The following is a 25042-nucleotide window of genomic DNA, read 5'->3' on the forward strand; positions in this document are numbered from 1 at the left end:
GTGAGCTTGATATCGGTTGCCACTAGCCGACGCTACAGCCGGCTAGAGGATGCAGTGCCTTGCGGCCTGGTTGCGCAGCGCAACAGCGGGCGCTGCATGCCGTCAGAAGTCCATGACCGCGCGCAGCACGGCCTGGCGGCGCTCGCCCAGCGAGACATAGATATTGCTGCCCGAGGAAACGACATAGTTCTTGTCGAACAGGTTCTTGATGTTCAGCTGCAGGCGCACGGGGCGGTTGTCCCAGCGGGTTTCGTAGGAGACAAAGGCATCGGCGACGTTGTAGGCATCGTTGTCGAAGGTGTTGGCTGCATCTCCGGCACGCTTGCCCACGTGGCGAACACCGGCACCAGCACGCCACTGACCGTAGCTGCTGCGCTCAAAGGTATAGGCCGCAAACATCGAAGCACTCTGACGTGCCACATTGGCAAGGCGCTTACCCTGCAGCTGCGGATCATCGGACACCCAGGCGTCGGTATAGGCATAGCTGCCTATGAGTTGCCACTGGCGGCTGATCTGACCGGCCACATCCACTTCCAGGCCCCGCGAGCGGGCGCCACCAGCGGCGCGGGTAGCCAGATCGCCGTTGACGGGAATTCTCACCGCCACATTGCGCTTGCGGATGTCGTAGAGCGCTGCCGTGGCGCTGATGCCACGCGCCAGCTCCAGCTTGGCTCCTAGCTCCCAGGACTTGGCCTCTTCCGGTGGCAATGCGCCTATCACCGTGCCCACGCTGCTTTGCGGCTTGAACGACTCGCTGTAGCTGCCATAGAAGGACAAGTTGGAATCAGGCTGCCACACCAGGCCCACGCGCGGCACGAACTGCCAGCCGTCGGAGGCACTGCCCACGACAAAAGGCCTGCCTTTGCCCGCTTCCTGGTCATAGTGCAACCAGCGGCCCCCAGCCTGGGCTATCCACTGCTCGGACAAGCGAATATTGTCCTGGAAGAAAAAGGCCTGCTGCCTGATCTTGTCGCGCTGGTCGCTGTCTGCAGCGCTGATGGTGGTGGAATACGGCAGCAGACCATAGACCGGGTTGTAGACATTGAAGCTGGTGCTGTTGCTGCCGCGAATCAGGTCGCGGCGGTAAATATCGCTGTCCTCGATATCTAGGCCGCTCAGTATCTCGTGGCGGACGCCACCCCACTGCACATTGCCCTGCAAGTTCAGCTGGGCCACATGCTGCTGGCTGAGCGCGCCGCGCGTACCGTCCGGGCGGCGGGTGAGCACGCCGGTGACCGGGTTCAGCGATACCGGACGGGCTTGGTAGTCGTCATAGCGATTGCGGTTGTAGCTATAGGTGGCGTTGAGCTTCCATTGCGAATTCAGCGAGTGCTGGCCCTGCACGGTGAAAAAATCCGAATCCCCGATGGTGCGGTTATAGGCTTCGTCGAGGCGGCGGCGCGGGTCTATGGCCACAGGCTTGCCGGTACGGCTGTCAATGACGGTGCCGCGGTCAAAGGGCTGCTCGTATTCAGTGTGCTCATAGGACATGCGCACATAGGTGTCGCGGCCATACCAGGCAAGCGAAGGCGCGATCACCGTCTGCTTGTTGACGCCGAAATTGCGCCAGTAATCCACATTGCTGGTGTCGGCGATCAGGCGATAAGCCAGGCCGTTGCTGCCCAGGGGACCGGTCAGGTCCACCGAGGCACCGCCGCCGCCATAGCTGGACGCGCTCAGCGCAGCCTGGCCCGCAAATTCGAGTTGTGGCTTCTTGGTGACCATATTCACCACACCGCCCGGGTCCATGCTGCCGTAGAGAATGGAGGATGGTCCTTTGAGCACTTCCACGCGATCCGTGGTGTAGGTCAGATTGCGCGCCAGCACAGTACGCACGCCATCGCGCAGTATGGAGCCGTCGCGATTGAAGCCGAAGCCACGCTTGATCAGCGCATCCTGCGTGCCGCCGAGGGTGTTGGCCTGGGTGATGCCGCTGACATAGTAAAGCGCCTCGTCGATATTGCGCACCTGCTGGTCCTGCAGCACCTGTGCCGGCACCACGGCCACCGCTTGCGGCAGGTCGCGCAGCGCAGCATCGGAGCGGGTGGCCGTTGTCGCGCGCTTTGGCTGGTAGCCGATTTCCTGGGCTTTCTCCTGCACGATGACCTCGGGCAATTGGTGCTGCTCGGCCGTGGGCTGGGTCTGGTTTTCGGTTGTGGTCTGTGCCAGAGCGGGCACGGCAGCACAGGCGGCCAGGCCATAAAGGCCCAGTGTGGAGCGAAGAGAGAGAGTCACGATGGAGTGGCGAGAGGTGGTGCCGAAACCTTGGCAGCAGGCTGCCGGCACAAGCCAACTCGAGAGAGCTGGCCACTGGTTTTAGAAGATGTTTGAGCGCGTGATTCTAATTCATTCTCATTTACATCAACATACAAAAGCCGGCTTAGAACTCAGCCCGCGCAAGGGCTTTGCAAGTCCTTGCATCTGCTGTAACGGCCAGCTGGCAAGCAGCGGAAATTGCCTCGCCCTGCCCTGCAATCTCGGCTGGGGCAGTCTTGGCGGACTGGTGTTGCGGCCCCTTTGCAGCATGCAAGCTACACCGCGTGCATCAGGCGCCTGCATCCCGATGCTGCCTGAGGCTTTGACCCTCCAAGAGGCAAGCTAGCAGCGGGCCTTTACCCTGGCCAGGCCACAGGAGCTGATGAGCATTGTCAGCACTCACAACGGAATACGCGGCATGGCAGGCTTCAAGCCCATGCGGCGAAGCAACAACTAAGACGTCTACATCGCGCAAACGCTGCAGAGCCCGGGCTTTATCCAGCGCGCGCAAAGCAGGCGCTTTCGGGCTGGCCGGAGCCATAGGTTTCGAGCCGGGCAACCAAGCCTCGCTGATCGCCCACCAGACCATCACCATCGTTTACGGCATTGATCATTGATGCCAGCGATCGCAGCCGTCTCAACGCAGCACTGTTCACCGGCATGGCAATCGGGTCTGCCCTGGTTGCGCTGTTCCACTGGATGCCAGTGACTGCATTGGCAACTGCCCCTGCATTGACGGCGCTTGTAGTGCGCCTGAAAAGCTCAGCCTATAGATAACTCGACGCTTAGTCGGCTGGAAATCCGCCATATCGGCCAACGAATAAGTGCTGCCGACCCCATGCGGCCGTTTGCGAACCATCTCTCTCAGGTTGGCTTAGCAGCCTGTTGTTGCCGGCTCCAATGAATCTGATCAGGTTCGCGCAGACTGGTCGGCATAGCGTGGTGCACGCTTTAGCCCGATGCAGCATTGCTAACGCCGAGCATGGTCACTGACAGGTCGGGCACAACCCATAAAGGACCAGGCTGTAGCTGCGCTTGAAGATGTCCGCGATCATTCGGCGCACGCGGCATACCACTAGTCAGTGTTGAGCCGCGCTCGATGGCAGAAGCAGGAACTGCGAGCAAAGACTAGAAAGGTGAGCAACTCGGCAAACGAGTACGCATGGCGCAGGGCATCAACCGGCAGTGTCTTCTCGTGATTGGTCAGGAGATGAAGTTCGATGCACTGGTCTTTCTTGAGGACCTCGTTCGCCTTCTTCAATAACTCCCGTTCCAACTGCAACCGTCTCACTTCACGGCCTAACGCATGCAGTTGCTGCTCAAATTGGGGCAGCGCCGAACCCGTTGAAGAAACATTGAAGCGCTTCACCGATGCGAGAGCCTCCGGCCTCAAGGTTTCATTAGTTGCGACGAACTATGCTCGGGGCGACGAACCTCAATAAAAGACAGCAGCGTCAACACACCCAGAGACAAGCACGCCCCAGGTATTGGCGAAGCTTATAGCTATCAGCAAATAGCATGTACTGCCAAGGCTCCCAAGTTTCTATATTTCGTTTCCATGACGGCAGAAATTCGTGAACAGCACTGATGTTGTGGACACGGCTCGGCCGATATCCTTCAGGAGCCTTCCATGTCCATCTCTTCACGCACTCGCGGCCGCACCAATGGCCTCACTGGCCGCTTCGGCCGGCTCTCGCTGGCTGTTGCCAGCTCACTATGGGCCCTGGCAGCCTCGCAGGCACTGGCCGCTGACACCTATCCCAGCAAGCCCGTCAAGCTCATCGTGCCTTTTGCCGCTGGTGGCTCCACCGACATCGTGGCGCGCGTGATTGCCGAAGGCATGCGAACCACACTGGGTCAGCCTGTGATCGTTGACAACAAGGGCGGCGCCGGCGGGCTGATCGGCAGCGAAGCCATTGCCCAGGCCGCTCCCGATGGCTACAGCATCGGCATGGCGACCGTGAGCACGGCCACCATCAATCCCCTGCTCTACCATCGCGCCAGCAAGATCGAGGGCAAGCTGCTGCCGGTGGCCAATCTCGTGACCATGCCGTCGGTCTATATGGCTCACCCCAAGATGGGCGTGAACAACTTCAAGGACTTTCTCGCCAAGATCAAGGCCCAGCCTGGCGCCTACAGCGCCGGGGTGCCAGGCCTTGGAACGCTGGGTCATCTGATGGTTGCCTCGTTCAACGAGACCATGAAGACCCAGATCCAGATCGTGCCCTATCGCGGCAACGGCCCTGCGCTCAACGATGCCCTGGCCGGAATGGTTCAGATCATGACCGACCAGTTGCCCTCGGCCATGCCCCAGATCAGGGGCGGAAAGCTGCTTCCGGTGGTGGTCGCTTCGCATGGCCGCTCGCCCGATCTGCCCAATGTGCCGACCTTCAAGGAACTGGGCTACGACGAACTCAACGAACTCGGTATCAGCTGGTTCGGGCTGGTCGTCCCCGCCAACACCCCGGCGCCCGTCGTGAAGCAACTGCAGGACGCGGCCGTCAAGGCCGTGCACCTGCCAGAGGTGCAAAAGCATCTGAAGAATCTGGGCGCCACGGCCACCGAGACGGTACCCACCCAGTTCCCGAACCAGATTGCCGCTGAACTCAAGCGCAACAAGGCCCTGCTCGACAAGGCCGGCGTCAAGCCCGAATAAGAGCCGGCTCGGCATCGGGCGCACACCTCGCCCGGTTGCCTGCTTTTCACACCCCGTCTTCTTCACCACAGCTCAAGGACCCTTTGCCATGCAAGCGATGAGCGCCCTGCAGGATTTTTTTCACCGCGAGACACCACGCATGACGGCATTGGCCGACCAGATCTGGTCGCTGGCCGAGCTGCGTTATGCCGAAAATGCTTCGGCCCAGTTGCACATCAATGCCCTGGAGCAGGCTGGCTTTCGCATTACGCGTGATGTGGCTGACATTCCCACCGCCTTCATGGCCGAATGGGGCGATGCCGGCCCGGTCATTGCCTTGCTGGGTGAGTACGACGCCCTTTCAGGTCTGAACCAGCAAAGCGGCGCTCTGGTATGCACCCCATCCATCGACAGCCCTGGTCTGGCCGGTCACGGCTGCGGCCACCATCTGCTGGGCACTTCGGCACACTTTGCGGCCATTGCGTTGCAGCAGCATCTGAAACGCACAGGCCTGAGCGGACGCGTGCGCTACTACGGCTGCCCGGCCGAGGAAGGCGGCTCCGGCAAGACCTTCATGGCCCGCGCTGGCGTGTTCGATGATGTGGATGCAGCATTAACCTGGCACCCGGCCAGCTACACCGGGCTGTTCAGCCAGAGCACGCTGGCCAATATCCAGGCCAAGTTTGTCTTCCACGGTAAGGCCTCGCATGCCGCTCATTCGCCGCACCTGGGCCGCAGCGCCTTGGATGCCGTGGAACTGATGAACGTGGGAGTGAACTATCTGCGCGAACACATGCCCTCCGATGCCCGTGTGCACTACGCCATCACCGATAGCGGGGGCCTGTCGCCCAATGTCGTGCAGGCGCGTGCCGAAGTGCTCTACCTGGTGCGGGCCGCGCGCAACCATGAAGCCGCCGAACTCTATGAACGCGTACAGAACGTGGCTCGCGGCGCCGCGCTGATGACGGACTGCAGGCTCGACATCGTCTTCGACAAAGCCTGTTCCAACCTGCTGCAAAACAGCACACTTAACGGCGTGATGTACGCACAGATGCAGGCACTGGGACAGTTGCAGGCCGATGCGCGGGCGCATGCAGTTGCCGGTCAGTTCCAGGCCACACTGGACAAAAACGATGTCGAGGCCGTCAGCCGCCCGCTCGCCAGCGTGCTGCACGGCAGGGTGCCGGCCATTTTTGAAGGTCTGACTCCCTATGACCCCGATACCAGCGACATCATGTTCGGCTCCACCGACGTAGCTGATGTGAGCTGGATCACGCCCACGGTTCAGGCCTGGGTGGCCTGCTATGCCTTTGGCACGCCTCTGCACTCCTGGCAGATGGTGTCGCAAGGCCAGTCCGGTCTGGCCCACATCGGCATGGTGCATGCTGCAAAGATTCTCACGGCCACCGCCGTGGAGTTGTTGGCCCAGCCCGAACTGCTGGAGCGCGCCAAGGAGGAGTTGCTGCAGCGCCGTGAAGGCAAGCCCTATGTCTGCCCCATTCCCGCCGAGGTAGCCTTGCCTTTTCTGCGCAAATAAGAGAGAAGTGAGCCCCTTACCCTGAAAACGATCACAGCACTTCGCGGCCAGATTTCCTGAAAGCGTCTGACAGGATTGATCTTCCCCCTGTACACCTGCTTGCTCTGCCTCAACGCGACGGCTGCCAAAGCTTGATGCAACACAAGCCCCCGGCCCGGCCAAGCAGCCATAGTGAGACATGCCCGCAAGACTGCGGAGACTCAACAGGGAGGAACCATGAAGCTGATGATCGATCTCTTTTCCACCGACTACGGGCTGATGAGCCTGGCCGTGATTGTGCTGATCATCGTCATGGCCGCATTCTTCACCCGCCTCTTCATGGGCAAGATGAAAAACGTTGCAAGCACCCCGCTGGAATAGTCCCGAGCTTCGCTGCATGCTGCGTAGGTACTGCCTTGAGTTGCTGGCGGGATAACGTGGATTGAACGCAAAAAGCCGATGAGTTCGTTAATCCTCGGCAATTTATCGATCCAGGACGAAGAGTCAGTGCAAGCTCTCTCAGCCCCTCTTGAAGGGGCCTTTTTCTTGCCTGGAGTTTCTGCGAATAGTTGTCAAAGACTTGGCTATTGGGTTTCAAGGCATTCTTGAATCTTTACGCGTCAAGAAGCAAGAGTCGACCAAGAGTGCTCGGGGCATTTACTTGCCGAAGAAAATCCAGCTGCAGTGAAGCGCGCGCCACAGGTCTATCCCAACAGGTTGGGCTCAGCGCCACGATCTGCCATGCCAGCGGCAAACACCACGTTGGCCACATAAAGACCAACAGCCCGGAATGCCTGTGCACCAGGGCACAAGCAGAAAGAAAGCGCCAAGGTCAAGCGCATGTATGCCAGTCCCTGTCTCGCACACCATGTCTTGAGGAGCTGCTTACTGCAGGGAGGACAGCCGCTGCTGATTGTTCCGCACCGAACGCGGCAGCACCCCGTGAATCAAAAGAGAGTTCGACCGGTGGCACCATCAGCTGGGTGCGACTTTCTGAGTCTGCATTGAGGCAATGCGCCTGAAGCCATGCCAGGAGAACGCTCTTGTCCATGGGCCTCGCGATGTGATAGCCCTGTCCTTCATAGCAATCCATGGCGAGCAACGCCCGGCACACAGTGGCGTCCTCGATTCCTTCGGCGAGCACGCCCAGCCCAAGCTTGCGACCCAGCTGAACGACCATTTCCGCTATCCGTGCGCCATCCGGTTCACCAAGCTGACACACAAAGGATCGGTCTACCTTGATCCGGTCCAGAGGAAGCTGCTCCAGATAGCTCAGCGAAGAGTAGCCGGTGCCGAAATCATCGATGGCGATGGAGACGCCCTCTGCCCTCAGCGCCGACAGCGTTGATTTCAGCAAATCAGTGGGAAGCGCCGCCACGGATTCAGTGATCTCCAACTCAAGATGATCTCCTCGCAATCCGCTGCCGGCAAGCGCAGCACAGACGGTCTCGAGGAATCCCGGGTCCTGCAGTTGCACCGTCGAGACATTGACTGCGATGCGCTGAGGCGCGACACCCGCATCCAGCAATTCGCGCATCGTTGCACATGCGGCCATGAGCACCCATTGGCCAAGGGCCACAATGAGACCCGAGTGCTCGGCAACGGGGATGAACTTGTCCGGAGGCACGAATCGACCATCCTCCGTGCGCCATCGCAGAAGCGCCTCAACTCCGACGACGCTGCGCGTCACCAAGTTGAGTTGAGGCTGATATACCAGAAACAGTTCCTGGTTCTCGATCGCCTCTCTGAGCTCGGACAGAAGCAATGCCCTGGATCGTGCCTCGGCTCCCATCTGATCGGAGTACTGCAACTCCTGGCCGCGATGATCTCGCTTCGCACGCTTGAGTGCAATCGTGGCATCCTTGACCAAGTCCGCCCCTGCTCGAAACTCTTGAGGCAAGAGCACATAGCCACAGGTGAGGGAGACCTTGTAAGGGACGCCATCGATACTCAGTGGTTGGCGCACGCACTCCAGCAAACGCCTGGGCTGCACCTGTTCAACGCCCCCCAATACCCCAAAAGTGTCCGCGCCCAACCTGGCCAACAGCACATCGCCTGGCAGCACATCTTCGAGACAGCGGGCAACGCGTTCCAGAAGACGGTCCCCGAACAGATGCCCCATCAGGTCGTTCGTGGCACTGAAATCGTCAATGTCGATCAGCGCCAGAATGCAGTCGTGCAGGCCCTGCCTTGCGCATTCATCAACTGCCTCGACGAAATGGGCGCGATTGGGAAGATTCACCAGAGGATCATGATAGGCACTCTCTTTCAGGCGCCCGAGCAAACCGCGGTTATGCAGCAATGTACTCAGGTTGGCACAGAAGACATCCAGCAGTTGCGGATGCAGCACGGCATGGTGCCTAGGCACATCGATGAACACCACAAAGTTCTGTCCATCGTCGTGGCCGATATGCAGTGCCAGCCCGCCAGTCTCGCCATAGACATTGCAGCGGCCTTCAACGGCCTTTCTTAGCAAGCCCAGCTCCGCGGTCTGTGGCAACAACTCCAGAGGACGCCCGATCAGCTCGGAGAATCGGCCCGTTGCCGCCTGCACGAAGTAGCAGCCGTCGGGATTGGCCACCTCCTGGGCACACACCACACCTACTTGCGCAACCTTCAGCAAAGCTGCCAGCTGTGTCAGTACGCCGGATGCGAATTCGTAGCAATCCTTGATCTCCAGCAGAGATGCACTGGATCGCAGAACATGCTCCAGGCCGCCTCGGCTTGTGTCCGCCGCGCACAGTTGCTTGTAGGAGCGAACTGCCGTGGCAACGATGACGTGCAAACGATCCGCAGTCAGTTCCGCTCTAGTTCTGTAGTCGCTGATGTCATTTTCAATCAGTGCATCGAGCCCGGGCTCCTGCCCCGGTTGGCCGGAAAGGAGAATGATGCGGGTATTGCGCAGGGCCGCTGCATGGCGTATGAACTTCACCAGATCGAGTCTCACGCCAGCCCGCTCCATCGCAAGATCGAGTATGACCACGGCCAGGTCGGTTTCGCTCAGAAGCAGCTGTCTTGCCTCGTCGCCAGAAAACGCATTCAAAAACATCAGCGGGCGCTCGAACAGCATCTGCGCATGCAAGGAGGCACGGCTTGCCGCGTGCACCTCGGGGTCTTCGCTCACAATGAGGATGCGCCACCTGGGACCAAAGGTCGGGTCTGCGCTTGGCATTGCATCGGCGGAGACCAGGCGCGAGTGATCTCCCCTTGGAGCTGGCTCAGGTCTCATGCTCAAGAGACTGCAAAAAACACGACGAGAGGCAGACTTGGTTGCGTCCGCCTCGCTTTGCGACGTAAAGCGCTTCGTCGGCGAAGCCATACGCGCTGTCGAAATCGCCGCCCGGAGGCGCCCAACTCACGCCAAAACTGGCAGTGACACCACTTCCATCGGGCAGATCGAAATCGCAGATTTCAATTGCGCGCCTGAGATCCTGTGCAAGTCTTTCGGAAACGTCCGCGCTCTGACGAGGTAACACCACAGTGAACTCCTCACCGCCGACCCGGCCGATCTGCGCGGAGGAAGGCACCACGGCCTGAAGACAAGCAACAACGCCGAGGATGACCCTGTCACCCGTGGGATGGCCAAAACTGTCGTTGATTCTTTTGAAGTGATCGATATCCAGCACGATCAGTGAAAGATCATCATGCACAAAATACTGGTTCACCAGCTCGATGACGGCAGCTCGGTTCAGGACACCCGTCAACGTGTCATGAGTAGCCCGATGTTCAAGCTCTGCCGCCAGATCCTGAAGCCGGGAATTCAACTGATTCATCTCCAGTTCCGCGCGATCGCTGCGGCGCACCAGCCGGCGCGTTTCTCGCAACAGCCTTTCGTATGCAAGAAGCAGCTCACCCAAAGCCTGTTTGCATTGAGCTGGCGCTGTGCAGGCGCAGCCGGCATGTGCCGCTCGCGCAGTCAACAGAGCCTGATTCTCTGCTTCAAACAGATCTGGCGCCGCTGAAGTGCCAGCGCTGTCCATTCAGGTTGCTCCAACTGGATGGGCGACAAACTCGAGAGCAGGAAAGTCCTCGCTCAGCTCCTGCCCGAACTCAAGAATCGTGTCGTCTTCTTCATCGTGATACCAGTTGAGCACCACATGATTACCGGCCTCTGCGCAGTTGCTCAAAGCCTCTATCAGATTGAAGAGCATTTTGGTGCTGGAGCTGTTGAAATACGCCAGCGCAATATTCACTTCGATCTTTGTCTCTATCTGTGCGGACAGGTAGTCCTTGAGCCGAGAAATGATGTCGCTGTAGAAAGCTGCAGCATTTTCCGGATAGGACTCGCCGCGCATGCTCAAGGTATGCGCATCAAAAATGAAATCCACCTCGGGAGAGCTGGGCGTTGGGGCAATGTAGAGGTTTTCCATCAGTTTTCTTTATTCGTTGACGGTCTCGCCGTGCCTAAATGGCCGCTTTAAGGTAGAAAACAGGCGAGTCGCCAGACTCCGCGTCGAAGTCGAACTCCAACGGCTCTCTGGCATCCCGGGCAACGGTCAAGAAACCCATGCCCGCACCCTTGCTCCCCTCAGGCGTCTCCTCGCGAAGTGTCTGTCGATAGGCTTGCTTGATCTCTTCAAGCGTCATGCTCCGCAGTGCATTCAGTTTCACCCGAAGCGCTTCGGCCATTACTGGCTCGATGGGATTGGCGCAAAGCAGCAAAAAACTGCCGTCCTCCTCTCGACGGATGCAAACCGAGCCATGACGTAGCTCCCCGTCATTCAGACTGGAGGGAGTCAGCGAATCCGCTGAGTAGTGAATGATGTTCTGCGCCATCTCCACGAATGAGGAAAACAGCTTGCGTCGGGTTGGAGCGGCAACCCCGGCAACTTCAAGCTGCAACTTCACTGCATCGGCCATGGCCGCAACGATGTGCTGCGAGAAATACCCGACGTAGTAAAAAATGACCTGGTGCTGGCGCGCCAAATTGAAGAAGGATCCGTACTTCTCGGCAATCATGGGGGAAGGCATATATGGGCCTTGAGACTAGGTACGAAAACAGAAAAAAGTCAGATCGTCGCGGCGGTGGTGTTCACCTTGCCAGACGCGCAGAAATTCGAGCAAGGCCATATTGACCTCTGAAGGAGACTTCTGCCGATGCTCGAGCAGTGATTCCCGCACCCGGCGCTTGCCAAGAGCGATACCGCGTGGACCGCCAATCTGGTCAATCAGTCCATCGGTGCTGACAAAGACAAGCGTGCCGCTTGGAAGGCTCACTTCCTGGTTAAGCCAGGCAAAATCGATTTCGCTGTCGACATAGCCGACTCCCTTGCGCTGCCCCTCCAGCATCTCAACGGTGTCCGCATCAGGACGCAGCAGGAACATGGACAGCCGTGCGCCCGCGAAGGTCAAGCGCCCGCTTGCGGGCTCAAACCAGAAGCAGGCCGCATCCATGCCGTCGTCCGAGCCCGGTGTCGCGTCCTGACCGTCGACCTGACCCAGCATCTGCTTGATGCTGCGATTGACATGGCCCAGCAGACTGGCCGGGTCGCGGGACCCGTTCTGCTCTATCGCCTGGTTGAGGCTGGTCGACGCAATCAAGGTCATGAAAGCACCTGGCACCCCATGCCCCGTGCAATCGGCCACGGTCGCAAACCAGCCATCGGAGTTGGTGCTGAACTGGTAGAAATCGCCACCAACAATGTCACGAGGCTCCCACACCAGATGGGCTTCGGGACAGGCTCTGGCGAGCGCATCCAGGGAGCTGCGAAGTGTCGACTGCTGAATCACGCTGGCATATTCAATGCTATGCATGATCTGGCGATTGCGCGAAGCCTGCATATCCGCCACCACCCGCATGAGCTGAAGCCCATTGCCCGTTCCGGCAAACACGCCATCTCGGGTGATGATGAAGCCGTCGGACAGCGCTTTTTCGCCGTACTCCACGGTTTTGAAAGTCAGCGCCTCGATGTCCAAAGCTGCATCCACGATCAGCGGCTCTTTGTCCATGAATGCGATACAGCTCTTGCGACCATAGAGTTCCATGCGGAACTGCTTGCTCATCTGCGACAGGAAGATGTTGCGGTTGATGAGCCCGATGGGCTGCTTACCCTCAACAACGGGAAGGCTGACGAGGTCACGGTAGCGGCTGAAAACCTCCATGACTTTCTCATTCGTGTCATCGGTTGTCATGCACGGGACCTCGGTGCAGAGATCGGCAGCACTCGGTGGGCGAAAGCGTGGCCGGAAGTCGCTCAGATACTCGGGGATTTCAGGCATGCAGCGTCGCCAAAGGAATCATTGTGAGTAAATGTTACGCACGCTATGTGGCGATTTCATGACAAAGCAATGGTGAAGCCATTTCACTGACACATTCAACAGTTCACAGGAAGGAAACGGCCTCCTGCAGCCTGTGTGAAGTTTCAGCAAAGACGCTTTGAAGCGCAGGTTGAGTGCATACGTGATCAAAAGAGATTCCAGCCTTGAACGCTGCATCGAAGCATTCTGTTTGTGACTGGAATCGGCGCCATGCGACTTCCGTTCCCCTAAACCCTTTACTGGGCGACATCGTCATCGTTGCCGTTGTGTGGACGCTCGATGCCTGCCGCTATACCCCGGGCTTGGCATTCCAGACTTTGTGCGAGCGTTTGGCTAGCCCATTCAGCCTTGGCGCTTACTGGACAAGCTGCTGCAGACGATGAACTGCATCGGCAGTGGCTTCAAGGAGGTGAGGACACTGCACTGTTCTACATCGATGCCACACTGGGTACCACGAAGCAGACACCGCCTAGCATCAATGTGTCAGGCTGCTGCAGCTTCTCAAGAAAGCGAGTGCAGGCCACCAGGCTTCCCGCACTCGCCTGTTTAGTTCTGAAGTCAGAACGTATGGCGCAAGCCCGCGCCAAAGCCCATCTGATTCACGCCCGGCATTGGCGTTCCTCCAGCCTGAGCGCTGCTGGCTCCAAAAGCCGCATTGCCGCTGTTCTTCATATAGCCCAGCGAGGCATAGACTGCCGTGCGCTTGGAGAGGTTGTAAGTGCCACGCAGCACCATCAGCTGACCCTTGTCCGCGTTGTCCTTGTACTTGAGCTGGTTGTACTGAGCATCCAGCGTCCAGGGACCCATGGGGTAGCTCACGCCGACAAACCACAGGTCATTACGCGGTGAGGCGATATAGCCGTCGTTCTTGCGGCGCATATAGCCGGCGCCAACTCTGGCACCGCCAAGCTTCACATAGCCGTTGAGCATGGTGCGCTTGTCGGCCTTGCCGCTGCTGCTCAGTCCAGCGAAAGCGCCGGGGCCGCCACGCAGCTCATCATGGGCGAATGCTGCACCCCATGTCGCGCTGTCGTACTTGAGCATGGCCGACCACTCGCGGCAGGTCTTGGAGTCCGTGCTGCTCTCACCTGCGCAGTTGGTGCCTGAAGGACTGGGGCCGGCATTGACGGCATCGCGCCCAAAGCTATAGGTCGCGCCAATGGTCAGGCCCGAGAACGTGCCTTTGTAGGAAATCGCATTGTCGGCCCGTGCATTGGGGAAGTAGCTATCCAGGCTGGCCATGCTGTGCAGGCTTGGACCGATCACATCGGCATCGAGCACGGACCAGAACAGCATGGTGTACTGGCGGCCCAGGCCCAGCGAGCCCCAGGGCCCGTTCAGGCTGACGAACGATTGGCGGCCGAAACCGCGTCCGCCCTGGTTGAGCGCACCGCTGTCTGGGCCTATGCCCATCTCCAGCGTGAAGGATGCGCTCAGGCCGCCGCCCAGATCCTCGCGGCCGCGAAATCCCAGGCGCGAAGGAACGCTGCCCGAGAGATTGGGCATGCGCGTCAAGGTAGAACTGCTCGCGCCCACATGGTTCATGGTCTCGACAGACGTGTCCATGATGCCGTAGATCTGCACCGACGATTGTGCATGGGCAAAACCTCCCACCCCTAGTAGCGCAACCGCGCCTGCTATTTTTTTCAGCATGAATGTCTCCAGTTTCCAATTTCGTTTAGTTATTTGCATGCGTGGCTTGATGCGATTGGTCTTTTGGGTCCTGAACCTCCTTTCGGGTCTATGGGGAAACGCGTTTATTTCTGCAGCGACCTGAGCCACTCCCGGCATTCGGACGCAGCCGCGACAGGCCACTCGACACAGATCGTCTTTTCCAGCTGACGCACCTCTACGCGTATGAACTGGCCGGAGTGGCGCGTGTTGCGGGCAGTGCCGAAGATGCGCGCCCACCAGCCGGCATCAGGGCTTGCGTCCTCGGTGCTGGCCGTGATGGCAGCATCCATGGTGTCTCGCGGAACCGCGCTGGGAGCCGGCGCTGGTGCAGGATCGGGTGCAGGAACAGGAGCCACTTCGGGCCGGAGGACGGATTGCCTGGCCACCGACGGCGCAACCGGCGCCAGCGAAGCTGCACCGGGCGCATCGAGAGCCAGGCCACCGGCCTCTATGCGCGCCGCCAGATTGCTGCCGAACTCCTCCCACAAGCGATCAGCCTTGGTCTTCATGACCGACAGGCCGAAAGCCCCGAGTCGCCCCAGCACGTCCACATTGACCTTGATGCGCAACTCCGTGCCGCCGTTGGTCGCAGGCGTCAGAAACACTTCGCTGGTCTGCTTGAGCGAACTGGCCACCGACGCATCCTCGCCCGTGCCTTCGACGCGCATGTATTCCGGGGCCTTCTGCTCGACAATCCTGGTCTTGAGCTTGAACTTGGCGCTGATGAAGGAAATCTTCTGGTGCATCTCGGCCACGTATTCCGTGGGGCTGATGACCTCGATGGACTTCATCCCGGGCACGGCGCCGGCCATGATCCGAGGATTGAGGAGCAGATCCCAGACCTGCTGTGGAGGGGCTGAAACGGTCAGGGTTTTTTCAATTTCCATGATGCATCTCCTGTGCTGCATGCAGCACGGACTCGACGATTTGGGTGTAGCCGGTGCAGCGGCAGAGATTGCCGCTGAGGCCGTGGCGCACTTCCTCGCAGCTGGGCTGGGGCGTGTTCTTGAGCAGGTCGCAGGAGGCCATGATGAAACCCGGCGTGCAGTAGCCGCATTGCAGGCCGCCGCACTGCATGAAGTTCTTCTGCAGGGGGTGCAGCTGGTCGTTGGCGGCTAGTCCTTCAATGGTGGTGATGCTGCGCCCCTGAACCTGCACGGCCAGCATCAGACAGGATTTGATGACCTCTCCGTCCAGCAGCACCGAGCAGGCGCCGCAGGTTCCGGTCTCGCAACCCCGCTTGGTGCCGGTCAGATGCAGGTCGTCCCGCAGGAAATCCGATAACAGCCGCCGTGATGCGACTTCGGCGCTGTGCGATTCGCCGTTGACCTGGCATTCGATGCGATGCGTGCTCATGCGGCAACTCCTTCATTGATATCGATTCCGAACAGCGTGGACACCGTGCGGCGGGTCACCGTGCGGACCATGGCGCGACGGAACTCGCTGCTGCCCCGCAGATCGGATACCGGCTGGATGTCCTCGGCCACGATGGCGGCGACCTGCGCAGCAAGCTGCGCATTCACGGTCTTGCCACGCAAGCAGTCCTCGGCGCGGCGCAGCCTGGTGGGAATGGGTGTGGATGCGCCCACGGCCAGACGTGCCTGATGGCATATCTGCCCTTCCCTTTGCACAACCAGTGCCACGCTGACCAGAGGCCGGTGTTCTGCCGCCGTGCGCAGAAAGCGCGTGTATTCCCCCTGGGTGCCGGGCGCCTGCAGCGGCACCCGGATTTCCAGCAGCAGCTCATCACTCTCCATGGCCGTGGTGTAGTAGTCGATCAGGAACTCATCCATCGACAGCACACGCTCTCCGCGTGTGCTGCCCAGAACGACCGAGGCATCGAGGGCCATGAGGCAGCCGGGCGGGTCCGTGGAGGGGTCGGCGTAGCAGAGATTGCCGCCAATCGTTCCCTGGTTGCGCACTTGGGGATTGGCCACCTGAGCGGCCATCCGGGCCAGCACCGGTGCATGCGCTTTCACGAGCTCGGAGCGAGCCACATCGATATGGCGACTCATGGCCCCGATACGCAGACCTTGGCGCGGATCGAAATCGATACCATGCAGGCGGGGCAGCCTTGCCACCGAGATCAAGTGCGTGGGTGCAAGCATGCGTTGGCGCATGGCCAGCATCAAGGCCGATCCGCCCGCGATGATGCGTGCATCGTCACCGTAATCGGCCAGCATCTGGCTGGCCTCCGCTACCGAGCGGGGCTCCGCAAAATCAAATTCACGCATGGCTTGCTCCTTGCTGCTGCTTGTCGCGCCATGCAGCCAGCACTTTTTCCGGGGTGATGGGCAGATCGGTGATGCGCACGCCTATCGCGTCATAGACGGCGTTGGCGATGGCTGGTGCGCCTGGCAAGATGGCGGTCTCGCTGGCCCCCTTGGCGCCATAGGGACCGTTGGGATCGTTGGATTCCACAAAGCCGCCGCGCAGCATGGGAACCGCATCGGCAGTGGCCATGTTGTAGTCCGCAAAATTGCCGTTCGCCAGGCGTCCGCCCTCGTAGTGCAGTTGCTCATACAGCGTCCAGCCTATGGCCTGAACGGTGGCGCCATTGGTCTGGCCATGGATCGCAATCGGGTTGAGCGCCTTGCCGCAGTCGTCGGCAACATAGCTGTCGATGACACTGACCTGGCCGGTCTCGATATCGACTTCGACTTCGACGGCCTGGGCTGCGTAGGAGTAGGCTGCGGCGATATTGCCGTAGAGCTTGTCGTCATGCATGACGGTCTTGGGGTCCCAGGTCCCGGTGACCTGGATGCCACCGCCACCATGGCGCCAGATATGCTGGCGTGCCAGCTCGGCCACGGTGCTGCGGCGTTCCGGCTCCGCGCTCACGTAGACCGCCCCGCCCTCCAGCGTCAGCGCATCGGGCGGCACACCCAGGCGCTCGGCAGCCAGGCTCAGCAACTCCTGGCGCGCCTTGCGCGCAGCGATGATGGCCGCGTTGCCGCCCGACATGGTGACGCGTGAAGCCAGAGTGCCCACTGCCACCGGAGAGACATCGGTATCGGGCGCAAGCACATGAATATCGGCCAGAGGCAGGTCCAGCTCATGGGCCACGATCTGGCTGAGCATGGTGCTCGCCCCCTGGCCCATGTCGCATTCACCGCTGATGAGAAAGACGCGACCGTCTTCGTTGATCTTGATGACCAGCGTCGATCCGTCCCAGTTGCCTATGGTGCGGTTGCCGCTCACATGCATGGCTGCGGCCATACCCACGCCGCGGCGCTTGATGCCATTGGCCTTGACGCGTTGACGTTTGCTTGCCCAACCTATGGCCTCGGTGGCCTGGTCTATGCACTCCAGCAGTCCGATGCTGCCGATATGCCAGCCGTGGATCGAAATTTCTCCGGCCTTGAGCGCATTGATCTTGTGCACCTGCACCGGGTCTAGTCCGAGCTTCTCCGCCATGGTGTGAATATGGCTGTTGAGCGCGAACTGCATCTGGGTTCCACCAAAGCCGCGGAAGGCACCGCGTGGCGGATTGTTGGTGTAGTACAGCGTGGCTTCGGAGCGCACATTGGGATTGCGATGCATGTTGTCGCTGCGCATGGCACTGACATGCATCACATCACCGGCAAGACCGGCATATGCACCACATTCGGCAACAATGCCCACCTGCTTGGCGACTATGCGGCCGTCCGCCTGCATACCCAGCTTGAGCGTGATGCGCTCGGGCACGCTGGCACATGCTGCCTGGAAGTCCTCCAGCCGGTTGTTGACCAGCCGCACCGGGCGTCGGGTATGCAGGGCCAGCAGGCCGGCCAGCAACTGGTTGTCATCCTCGACGATCTTGCCGCCGAAGCCGCCTCCGGTAGCGGCCTGGATCACGCGCACGCGGGAGATCGGCAGACCCAGGGTCATCGCAACCTGCATGCGCACCAGATTCACGGCCTGGGTCGATGTGTAGAGCACTAGACGACCATCGGGGTCCAGCGAGGCCACCGTGGCCATGGGCTCCATATAGCCGGGATATTGCGAATGCGTGGTGTAGGTAGCTTCGTGAATCAGATCCGCAGCGGCAAAGCCTGCATCCACATCTCCGCGCTCAAACTGGATATGCTGGGCCACATTGTTGCGTCCCGGGTGGATTCCGAAGGCCTCCTCGTCCATGGCCTCCTCGGGCGTGAGAATGGCGGGCAGCTCTTCGTACTCGACCCGGATCAGATCCAGCGCATCGCGTGCGATCTCGTCGGACACGGCAGCCACGGCGGCCACTTCCTCGCCGCAATAACGCACCACACCCTTGGCCAGGACGGCGCGCTCCTTGTGATGCGCCCCCCAGAGAGTGGCGGGAGCATCCTCGCCAGTCAGAACCGCCTTGACGCCAGGCAGCGCGCGCGCCTCTGCAGTGTCTATGCGAACGATGCGCGCATGCGGGTAAGGGCTGCGCAGAACCTTGCCATGCAACATGCCGGCAAGCTTGAGATCCCCGGCGTAGACGGCCCGGCCAAGCACCTTGGCCTTAGCCGTTACCTGCGGAGTGTCCATGCCCAGCGTGGATCGAGATGAAAGAGCAGATGTCATATCCGTGCCTCGCAGCAGAAGGCCCGGGTCGCTGCAGACCCCGGGCTTGTGCCACGTCAGTCATATAGAGGTCAGTTCGAATCGCCCGGGCCTGGGCCTGCGCGATTCATCGGTTTCACTCGGCCACGATGCCGAGTTCCTTGATGGCCTGGCCCATCACCATGTACTCGCGTTGATTGAGATCGCTGAGCACCTTGGGCGATCCACCCGCAGGCAGGGCACCGAAGACCGCGAGCTTTTCCACGACTTCGGGCTCTCGCAAAATGGCATTGAGGTGCTCGTTGAGCAGATTGATCACCGCTGCCGGCGTCTTCTTCGGCGCGAAGAAGCCGTTCCAGGCGCTGACCACCACATCCTTGTAGCCCAGCTCTGTCAATGTCGGAACGGCAGGTGCAAGCGATGAGCGCTTGGTATCGCCGATGGCCAGCGCCACCAGCTTGCCGGAGTCCAGATACTGGCGCACAGGCCCGAAAGTGACCCAGGCAGTATCGACATGGCCGGCCACGACATCGGTCACCGAGGGCCCGACGCCGCGGTATGGAACATGGGACAGCTTGACGCCAGCGGCCTTGTTCAGCCACTCGCCGGCGATGTGCATGGGCGAGCCGGCACCGGGGCTGGCATAGGAGACGGTGGCGCCGCTCTTGGCCCTGGTAATCAACTCGGGCAGATTCCTGACACCGAGCTTGGGGCTTGTGACCAGCACCAGGGGCTGGGTGGCGGTGTTGATGATGGCTTCGTAGCCCTTGAGCACGTCGTAGGCTGCAGCGCCTGACAGCTTCATGACCAGGGGAGCGGTGGTGAAGGGGTTGGGAGTGAACAGCAAGGTGTAGCCATCGGCACGTGCACGCCCCACCATGCCGTTGCCTATCGCGCCGCCAGCACCCGGGCGGTTGTCGATCAGCACGGTCTGTTTGAGCCTGTGGCTGAGCTTGTCGGCAAAGAGGCGGGCGATTGCGTCGGTATCTCCGCCCGGCGGGTAAGACACGATCACCGTGATGGGCTTGCTCGGATAAGTCTCTTCAGCAAGCACTGGCTGCGCAAGCAGCGTGCCGCAGGCAAGCGCGGTAAAGCAAAACTGGCGTCTATCAACTGACATGGTCGCCTCTCCTTGGGCCGTGGGTATAAATCTGGTGCCTCATCTCAATTGATTCATTAATGAAACATTGAATCTCAAGAGAAACAAGAGACGGAGTTATACGCTTATAGTTGATCGATCAAATTGCCGTTTTCACTATTGACATCTGAATTTGCAAATTCAAATGAAACAATGGCACATGAACAAGAAAACATGCGAAACGCCCTGGTCGCAGCTCAATGCGCAAGGCGACGGATTGACGGTGGATGACTTCATCACCACCTTGATGAGCCAGGTGGGAAATGCTCTGCGGCGCACGATTACCGTGCCCTATGCCGAGAAGCACGATCTGACGGTCTCGGAGTGGCGCTTGCTGGCCCTGATTGCCCACGCCAGGCGGCTGGCCTTCTCGGATCTGGTCATACAGTCCACTTCGGACAAGGCCCTGGTGAGCCGCGCTCTCAAGCGGCTGCAAGCCAAAGGTCTGGTGGATCTGCAGGGTGAAGGCAATACGCCGCGCAAGAAGATTTTTTGCCGGATCACAGAACAGGGCGAGGCCCTGCATGCACAGGTCATGCCCCTGGCGCGTGCCAGCCAGGCTGCCGCGATTCGGGCCTTGCCCGAAGATGAGCGCAACGCCATGTACCGGGCCTTGATGCGCCTGCGTGCACATTGCGAACAAGCAGCCACCGGGTCCGCCGAAGACGAAACGGGTCTGGAGTAAGGCGGGATGTAGCGTGTCAGGCAAGCACCGAGCAGTTGCTGCAATACATGCACACGCAAGCGTCGGGGCCAGCAGACCTGGCCGCATAGGGCGGCCCAGCGTCAGAGAAGCGCCAGTGACACGTATTTCTGGGCAATAGGGTCCGAATCCGCAGCTTCCCGGGCTGTATCAGAAACCGCCGGCCCTCGCTCGCCGCAAGGCCGTCCAAGCCAGAGCGCACATCCTCGCCCCGGCCTCTTGCACAAAAAGTCAGCGCTAGGCAAATCCTGAAATTCCAGGCAGGCTTAGCCCAGACCGCAGCAAGACATCGCGCAGCGCCACGCGGCCGTCCAGCGCCTTTGACCAGATCTGGCCGCAGCGCAGCTTGCAGGCCTCTGAGCAGCACGCCATCAGCTAGGACGGCTGCCGGGGGCGGCGGCCCCTCAGACCGTGCAGGCCGGAGTCTCGGACGGCAAGGCCACCTGCCAGGCGTCATAGCCGTAGACCCAGTCGGCATTGCCGCCGGCCCGCAGCCAGTTGTTGCCGCGCGAGCCGATCTGGATCTGGCTGGTGCGCTGCTTGCGCATGGCTTCGTAGTTCTGCAGGGCTTGCGGCACGCCGCCGGCGTCCTGCGCTGCATCGAGATTGCGCGCCAGCACCACGGCGTCTTCAATCGCCATGCCGGCGCCCTGGGCCATGAACGGCATCATGGGATGACTGGCATCGCCGAGCAGCGACACCCGGCCCTGCGACCATTGCGCAAGCGGATCGCGCTCGTACAAAGCGGTCTTGAGCACACTGTCGCAGGCGTCCAGCAAGGCTCGCGCATGAGGGTGAAAGCCCGCATAAAAGCCGCGCAACTCACTCACGCTGCCTTCGGTGGTCCATGACTCCTCGTGCCAGGATTCCTGTGCCGTGGTGGCGAAGATAAAGGTGTCGCGCCCCTGGTTGAGCGGAAAGGTCACGATCTGACTCTCCGCAGTCGGCCCCCACCATTTGGTGAAGGCCCCGATATCGGGAACATCGCGTACGCGCTCGGTGGGCACCACGGTGCGGAACGCCACCACACCGGTAAAGCGCGGATTCTCGGCGCCGAACAGGGCGGAACGCACCACCGAATGAATTCCGTCCGAGCCGATCAGCGCATCCAGTCCCTCAACCTGCGTGCCGTCGGCAAATTCCACGGCAACGCCGGCATCGTCCTGGGCAATCCGGCTGACGCGTCTTCCGAACTTCACCTGCTCGCCGGGAAAGGCATCGGCCAATGCCGCCAACAGATCGGCGCGATGAATGGTGAGCTGCGGCGCGCCGTACTGGCGCTCGGCTTCATTACCCATCGTCAGTCGCGAGGTTTCCTCGCCGCTGTCCCAGTTGCGGCTGATGCGGTGCGTGGGACGGGCCGCCGAGGCACGGGTGGCGGCCGCGATGCCGGCACCCAGACCATCGAGAGCGCGCACGGCATTGGGCGTCAGATTGATGTCGGCCCCCACGCGCAGATATTGCCGGCTTTGCTCGAACACCGTCACCTGGTGTCCGCAGTTGTGCAGCGCGTTGGCGGCGGCCAGGCCGCCGATGCCGCCTCCCACAATGCCTATCTTCAGTCCTGTCTTGCTCATGCTTGCTCCTTGATATGGGTATGGGTTTCTCGGGTCGGTCCATGCAGGCATCCTGATCCCGGTGCCAGCCAGTGTCGGCAAGAGCTGCGGCGGCGTGAAGCGCAGTACATCCTTAAAATGGCACAAATCGTCCCAAATCCTCCATGAAGCAAAGCAACGACCATCTAAGCGATGTACTGGCCATCTGTCGGGCAGAGCGTGCGGTAACGGCGCGCTTTTTCCTGAACGCCCCCTGGGCGCTGGCCTCCGAAGGAGTGCCTGGCACCATGATCCGCATCGGCCAGGGGCAGCCATACTGGCTGCAGGTACGAGGCCAGGCTCCGGTTCAGGTCATGCCGGGCGACCTGGTGCTGCTGCCGCTGGGCAGCCCGCATGTGATGGCCTCGGATCTGGCACTCCCACCGATTTCGTTCGCCCAGATGATCGAGCGCTTTGCCCAGGGTCCCAAGGACGAGAACCCCCTCACCTTCGAGCATGGCGGAAGCGGGGCCCAGACCCGCATCGACTCGGTGCTGCTATGGATATCGGCCCACTGTCGCCACACCATCCTGCCCCTGCTGCCACCGCTGCTGCACATACCGGCACAGCAAGCCACTCCGCCGGCCATTCTGGGACAGGTGCTGCAGACACTGATAGAGGACTCGCTGGAACGGCGCCCCGGCTGGCGTCTGGCGGCAATGCGCCTTGGCGAACTGGCCATGGTCCATGTACTGAGCAACTATTTTGCCGCTCAGCAAGAGCGTGAACAGGGCTGGGTGCGCGGCCTGGCCGATGCGCAGATTGCCACTGCCCTGGCCGGCATCCACGGCAACCCCAGCCATGATTGGACCCTGCAGACCCTGGCCAGGGAAGCCGCCATGTCGCGCTCGCGCTTTGCCGAAAAATTCAAGGCCCTGGTCGGCGCATCGCCCATGGCTTATCTGCTGCAGCAGCGCATGGCCCATGCCGCCCAGCAGCTGGAATCGGGCCTGCCCCTGGTACAGGTCGCCGAAAATTGCGGCTACGAATCGGAGCGCGTTTTTGCCCGCGCCTTCAAGCGCTGGTGCGGCCTGCCGCCACGCGCCTACCAGCGCAAAAACCAGGCGCTCCGAAAGGAGTTTGCGGCGCTGAAATAAGGCTGTGCCGTCCCTGCCGGGCCGGCAATCGCTGGCTCAAGCCACCAGCCTCCTTCAAACTCAGAAACAGGCACCCTGCGATGCGCCGCCCACGATCTCATGCGGGTAAAGCCCGCTTTGCGCCAACAGAGAAGGCAGCCGCAGCGCAGATGCCTGCAGCTCGAGCCTCCGCAGGCATCTTGAATCGGCCGCAGCTCAAGCGGCAATTCCAGGCACAGCCGCGGTCAGTAATGCGGTGGCAATTCGTCGCGCAGATTGCGCACCGCCGCTCCGCCGCCTTCGGGCGCCTGGCGCTTCAGCTCCCGCACTTCGCCAATCAGCAGATCGATCTGCTGTTGCTGGCGATAAATCGTCATATTGAGCTGCTCGAGCAAATCCTCGGTGTAGCTGGCCTTGATCTCCAGCTCCATGATTCGCTCTTGCAGCGCTTCCTGGCTGTCTCTCATGCTTTGAGTGCCTTGGCAAGGCGGGCAATGCCTGCGCGAATCTTGTCTTCGTCGGCAGTGGCAAACGAAAGGCGAAAGCTCGCTGCGTCGGGGTTTTGTGCATAGAACGGAGCACCTGGCACAAAGGCCACGCCCTCTTCGATGGCCTTCTTAGCCAGCACTCCGGCATCCGCCAGCTGGCCGCGAGCGCCCGTCAAACGCACCCACATGAACAGGCCGCCTTCAGGTTGGACGAACTCGATGGCATCACCCAATTGCTCACGCAGTGCATCGCCCATGGTCTTGGCGCGCTTGGCGTAGACCTCGCGCACATGGGCCAGGGTCTGAGGCATGACGCCGGACTTCAGGTACTGGGCGGCGGTGGCCTGGGCAAAGGTGCTGGTATGGGCATCGCTGAACTGCTTGCACATCACGGCGCGAGCCAGCAATTCGGGTTGGGCGATCAGCCAGCCGATACGCAGGCCGGGGCTGAGCACCTTGGACAAGGAGCCGCAGTGGGCCAGCCACTCGCGGCTGCCGGGAACTTCGCGCGTCAGCGAGAGCAGGCTGGCAGGTGGGGCTTCGTTGAAATACAGATCGCCATAGGGGTCGTCTTCCACCACCAGCGTCTGGTACTTGACGGCCAGCTCCAGCACCTTCTTGCGGCGCTCCAGGCTCAGCATGGCACCGCTGGGATTGCCAAAAGTGGGAATCAGATAGACCAGCTTGGGCTTGTGCTCGGCAATCAGCTTTTCCAGCTCATCGGTCTTCACACCATGCTCATCCACAGGCGCGGAAATCACCTGCGCGCCATAGAGACGGAAACACTGGATCGTGGCCAGGAAGGTGGGGCCCTCCACGATGACCTTGTCACCTTCGTCCAGCATGGTCTTGCCCAGCAGGTCCAGTGCCTGCTGGCTGCCCGTGGTGACGACGAGCTGATCGGGCGCCACATCGGGCACGCCCTTGCCGGCCATGAAGGCCGACAGCTGCTCGCGCAGCGGCTGATAGCCCTCGGTTGCACCGTACTGCAATGCAGATCCCGCCTCCTGCTGCAGGGCTGCAGCAGAGGCTGCGCTGATGCCGGCTACGTCAAACATGGCGCTGTCCGGAAAGCCACCCGCAAAGCTGATGATCCCGGGCTTGCCCAGCAGCTTGAAGAGTTCGCGGATCGCGGAGGTTTCTACGTTATCGAGTCGTTTGGCAAATTGCATACGGTTTTTTTGGTTAAAG

The 25042-nt window shown here is 60.7% G+C and carries 20 protein-coding genes and 2 pseudogenes; 6 read left to right on the top strand and 16 right to left on the bottom strand.

Annotated elements, in window-relative coordinates:
• Positions 1–102 precede the first annotated feature (102 nt).
• On the bottom strand, positions 103–2235 hold the full coding sequence (locus tag F3J24_RS20465) for a TonB-dependent siderophore receptor (RefSeq protein WP_370527752.1): 2133 nt from the start codon (positions 2233–2235) through the stop codon (positions 103–105).
• A 557-nt stretch (positions 2236–2792) separates the two neighbouring features.
• Between F3J24_RS20465 and F3J24_RS25215 the strand changes: the two are divergent.
• A pseudogene (locus F3J24_RS25215) lies at positions 2793–3033 on the top strand (MFS transporter); the annotation flags it as partial.
• 233 nt (positions 3034–3266) lie between these two features.
• On the opposite strand, the pseudogene F3J24_RS20470 reads toward F3J24_RS25215, so the two are convergent.
• Positions 3267–3658: pseudogene (locus tag F3J24_RS20470) on the bottom strand (IS3 family transposase); the annotation flags it as partial.
• 228 nt (positions 3659–3886) lie between these two features.
• Here F3J24_RS20470 and F3J24_RS20475 point away from each other — a divergent pair.
• The 3 genes from F3J24_RS20475 to F3J24_RS20485 all read left to right on the top strand — a co-directional run bounded on the left by F3J24_RS20475 (position 3887) and on the right by F3J24_RS20485 (position 6788).
• Positions 3887–4912, top strand: a complete 1026-nt coding sequence (locus F3J24_RS20475) for a tripartite tricarboxylate transporter substrate-binding protein (RefSeq protein WP_167010179.1) — start codon at positions 3887–3889, stop codon at positions 4910–4912.
• An 88-nt stretch (positions 4913–5000) separates the two neighbouring features.
• Entirely contained in the window at positions 5001–6428 is a 1428-nt protein-coding gene (locus F3J24_RS20480; RefSeq protein ID WP_167010181.1) for a M20 family metallopeptidase, read from the top strand.
• A gap of 216 nt (positions 6429–6644) precedes the next feature.
• On the top strand, positions 6645–6788 hold the full coding sequence (locus F3J24_RS20485; RefSeq protein ID WP_205244879.1) for a DUF3149 domain-containing protein: 144 nt from the start codon (positions 6645–6647) through the stop codon (positions 6786–6788).
• Positions 6789–7239: 451 nt separating this feature from the next.
• Here the strand turns inward: F3J24_RS20485 and F3J24_RS20490 are convergent, their stop codons facing one another.
• The 11 genes from F3J24_RS20490 to F3J24_RS20540 all read right to left on the bottom strand — a co-directional run bounded on the left by F3J24_RS20490 (position 7240) and on the right by F3J24_RS20540 (position 19971).
• Positions 7240–9477: a bifunctional diguanylate cyclase/phosphodiesterase gene (locus F3J24_RS20490; protein ID WP_167010482.1), complete on the bottom strand. Its 2238-nt coding sequence runs from the start codon at positions 9475–9477 to the stop codon at positions 7240–7242.
• Between the two features lie 148 nt (positions 9478–9625).
• Entirely contained in the window at positions 9626–10387 is a 762-nt protein-coding gene (locus tag F3J24_RS20495; RefSeq protein WP_167010183.1) for a GGDEF domain-containing protein, read from the bottom strand.
• Positions 10388–10777 (bottom strand): DUF1987 domain-containing protein, encoded by a 390-nt coding sequence (locus F3J24_RS20500; RefSeq protein ID WP_034369559.1) that lies wholly within the window; start codon positions 10775–10777, stop codon positions 10388–10390.
• Positions 10778–10811: 34 nt separating this feature from the next.
• Entirely contained in the window at positions 10812–11378 is a 567-nt protein-coding gene (locus F3J24_RS20505) for a SiaB family protein kinase (protein ID WP_167010185.1), read from the bottom strand.
• Positions 11379–11393: 15 nt separating this feature from the next.
• On the bottom strand, positions 11394–12626 hold the full coding sequence (locus F3J24_RS20510; RefSeq protein WP_167010187.1) for a SpoIIE family protein phosphatase: 1233 nt from the start codon (positions 12624–12626) through the stop codon (positions 11394–11396).
• A 597-nt stretch (positions 12627–13223) separates the two neighbouring features.
• On the bottom strand, positions 13224–14318 hold the full coding sequence (locus F3J24_RS20515; protein WP_167010189.1) for a porin: 1095 nt from the start codon (positions 14316–14318) through the stop codon (positions 13224–13226).
• Positions 14319–14422: 104 nt separating this feature from the next.
• On the bottom strand, positions 14423–15226 hold the full coding sequence (locus tag F3J24_RS20520) for a CoxG family protein (RefSeq protein ID WP_167010191.1): 804 nt from the start codon (positions 15224–15226) through the stop codon (positions 14423–14425).
• Positions 15216–15695, bottom strand: a complete 480-nt coding sequence (locus tag F3J24_RS20525) for a (2Fe-2S)-binding protein (protein WP_167010193.1) — start codon at positions 15693–15695, stop codon at positions 15216–15218. The genes F3J24_RS20520 and F3J24_RS20525 overlap by 11 nt, the downstream gene beginning before the upstream one ends.
• The gene (locus F3J24_RS20530) at positions 15692–16573 is read right to left on the bottom strand and encodes a xanthine dehydrogenase family protein subunit M (protein ID WP_167010195.1); all 882 of its coding nucleotides are present in this window, start codon (positions 16571–16573) and stop codon (positions 15692–15694) included. Before F3J24_RS20530 ends, F3J24_RS20525 begins: the two co-directional genes overlap by 4 nt.
• Positions 16566–18872, bottom strand: a complete 2307-nt coding sequence (locus F3J24_RS20535; RefSeq protein ID WP_167010197.1) for a xanthine dehydrogenase family protein molybdopterin-binding subunit — start codon at positions 18870–18872, stop codon at positions 16566–16568. Before F3J24_RS20535 ends, F3J24_RS20530 begins: the two co-directional genes overlap by 8 nt.
• A 115-nt stretch (positions 18873–18987) precedes the next feature.
• Positions 18988–19971 carry a tripartite tricarboxylate transporter substrate binding protein gene (locus tag F3J24_RS20540; protein WP_167010199.1) on the bottom strand — a complete coding sequence of 328 codons (984 nt, stop codon included), beginning with the start codon at positions 19969–19971 and terminating at the stop codon, positions 18988–18990.
• Between the two features lie 178 nt (positions 19972–20149).
• Here F3J24_RS20540 and F3J24_RS20545 point away from each other — a divergent pair, with 178 nt between their 5' ends.
• Positions 20150–20674, top strand: a complete 525-nt coding sequence (locus F3J24_RS20545; RefSeq protein ID WP_167010201.1) for a MarR family winged helix-turn-helix transcriptional regulator — start codon at positions 20150–20152, stop codon at positions 20672–20674.
• A 422-nt stretch (positions 20675–21096) separates the two neighbouring features.
• Here F3J24_RS20545 and F3J24_RS20550 read toward each other — a convergent pair whose 3' ends face one another.
• Positions 21097–22269 carry an FAD-dependent monooxygenase gene (locus F3J24_RS20550; protein ID WP_167010203.1) on the bottom strand — a complete coding sequence of 391 codons (1173 nt, stop codon included), beginning with the start codon at positions 22267–22269 and terminating at the stop codon, positions 21097–21099.
• Positions 22270–22412: 143 nt separating this feature from the next.
• Between F3J24_RS20550 and F3J24_RS20555 the strand changes: the two genes are divergently transcribed.
• Positions 22413–23384 carry an AraC family transcriptional regulator gene (locus tag F3J24_RS20555; RefSeq protein WP_167010205.1) on the top strand — a complete coding sequence of 324 codons (972 nt, stop codon included), beginning with the start codon at positions 22413–22415 and terminating at the stop codon, positions 23382–23384.
• Between the two features lie 224 nt (positions 23385–23608).
• Here F3J24_RS20555 and F3J24_RS20560 read toward each other — a convergent pair whose 3' ends face one another.
• Both F3J24_RS20560 and F3J24_RS20565 read right to left on the bottom strand, forming a co-directional pair.
• Positions 23609–23830 carry a SlyX family protein gene (locus F3J24_RS20560; RefSeq protein ID WP_167010207.1) on the bottom strand — a complete coding sequence of 74 codons (222 nt, stop codon included), beginning with the start codon at positions 23828–23830 and terminating at the stop codon, positions 23609–23611.
• Positions 23827–25023 carry a PLP-dependent aminotransferase family protein gene (locus tag F3J24_RS20565; RefSeq protein ID WP_167010209.1) on the bottom strand — a complete coding sequence of 399 codons (1197 nt, stop codon included), beginning with the start codon at positions 25021–25023 and terminating at the stop codon, positions 23827–23829. The genes F3J24_RS20560 and F3J24_RS20565 overlap by 4 nt, the downstream gene beginning before the upstream one ends.
• Between the last annotated feature and the right edge of the window lie 19 nt (positions 25024–25042).

Source organism: Comamonas sp. Tr-654 (assembly GCF_011752915.1).
In the GTDB taxonomy this organism is placed as follows: domain Bacteria; phylum Pseudomonadota; class Gammaproteobacteria; order Burkholderiales; family Burkholderiaceae_C; genus Comamonas.

Coding starts and splice junctions, on each gene's coding strand:
- F3J24_RS20475 (WP_167010179.1), top strand. CDS start 3,887: ATGTCCATCTCTTCACGCACTCGCGGCCGCACCAATGGCCTCACTGGC.
- F3J24_RS20480 (WP_167010181.1), top strand. CDS start 5,001: ATGCAAGCGATGAGCGCCCTGCAGGATTTTTTTCACCGCGAGACACCA.
- F3J24_RS20485 (WP_205244879.1), top strand. CDS start 6,645: ATGAAGCTGATGATCGATCTCTTTTCCACCGACTACGGGCTGATGAGC.
- F3J24_RS20490 (WP_167010482.1), bottom strand. CDS start 9,477: ATGCTGTTCGAGCGCCCGCTGATGTTTTTGAATGCGTTTTCTGGCGAC.
- F3J24_RS20495 (WP_167010183.1), bottom strand. CDS start 10,387: ATGGACAGCGCTGGCACTTCAGCGGCGCCAGATCTGTTTGAAGCAGAG.
- F3J24_RS20500 (WP_034369559.1), bottom strand. CDS start 10,777: ATGGAAAACCTCTACATTGCCCCAACGCCCAGCTCTCCCGAGGTGGAT.
- F3J24_RS20505 (WP_167010185.1), bottom strand. CDS start 11,378: ATGCCTTCCCCCATGATTGCCGAGAAGTACGGATCCTTCTTCAATTTG.
- F3J24_RS20510 (WP_167010187.1), bottom strand. CDS start 12,626: ATGCCTGAAATCCCCGAGTATCTGAGCGACTTCCGGCCACGCTTTCGC.
- F3J24_RS20515 (WP_167010189.1), bottom strand. CDS start 14,318: ATGCTGAAAAAAATAGCAGGCGCGGTTGCGCTACTAGGGGTGGGAGGT.
- F3J24_RS20520 (WP_167010191.1), bottom strand. CDS start 15,226: ATGGAAATTGAAAAAACCCTGACCGTTTCAGCCCCTCCACAGCAGGTC.
- F3J24_RS20525 (WP_167010193.1), bottom strand. CDS start 15,695: ATGAGCACGCATCGCATCGAATGCCAGGTCAACGGCGAATCGCACAGC.
- F3J24_RS20530 (WP_167010195.1), bottom strand. CDS start 16,573: ATGCGTGAATTTGATTTTGCGGAGCCCCGCTCGGTAGCGGAGGCCAGC.
- F3J24_RS20535 (WP_167010197.1), bottom strand. CDS start 18,872: ATGACATCTGCTCTTTCATCTCGATCCACGCTGGGCATGGACACTCCG.
- F3J24_RS20540 (WP_167010199.1), bottom strand. CDS start 19,971: ATGTCAGTTGATAGACGCCAGTTTTGCTTTACCGCGCTTGCCTGCGGC.
- F3J24_RS20545 (WP_167010201.1), top strand. CDS start 20,150: ATGAACAAGAAAACATGCGAAACGCCCTGGTCGCAGCTCAATGCGCAA.
- F3J24_RS20550 (WP_167010203.1), bottom strand. CDS start 22,269: ATGAGCAAGACAGGACTGAAGATAGGCATTGTGGGAGGCGGCATCGGC.
- F3J24_RS20555 (WP_167010205.1), top strand. CDS start 22,413: ATGAAGCAAAGCAACGACCATCTAAGCGATGTACTGGCCATCTGTCGG.
- F3J24_RS20560 (WP_167010207.1), bottom strand. CDS start 23,830: ATGAGAGACAGCCAGGAAGCGCTGCAAGAGCGAATCATGGAGCTGGAG.
- F3J24_RS20565 (WP_167010209.1), bottom strand. CDS start 25,023: ATGCAATTTGCCAAACGACTCGATAACGTAGAAACCTCCGCGATCCGC.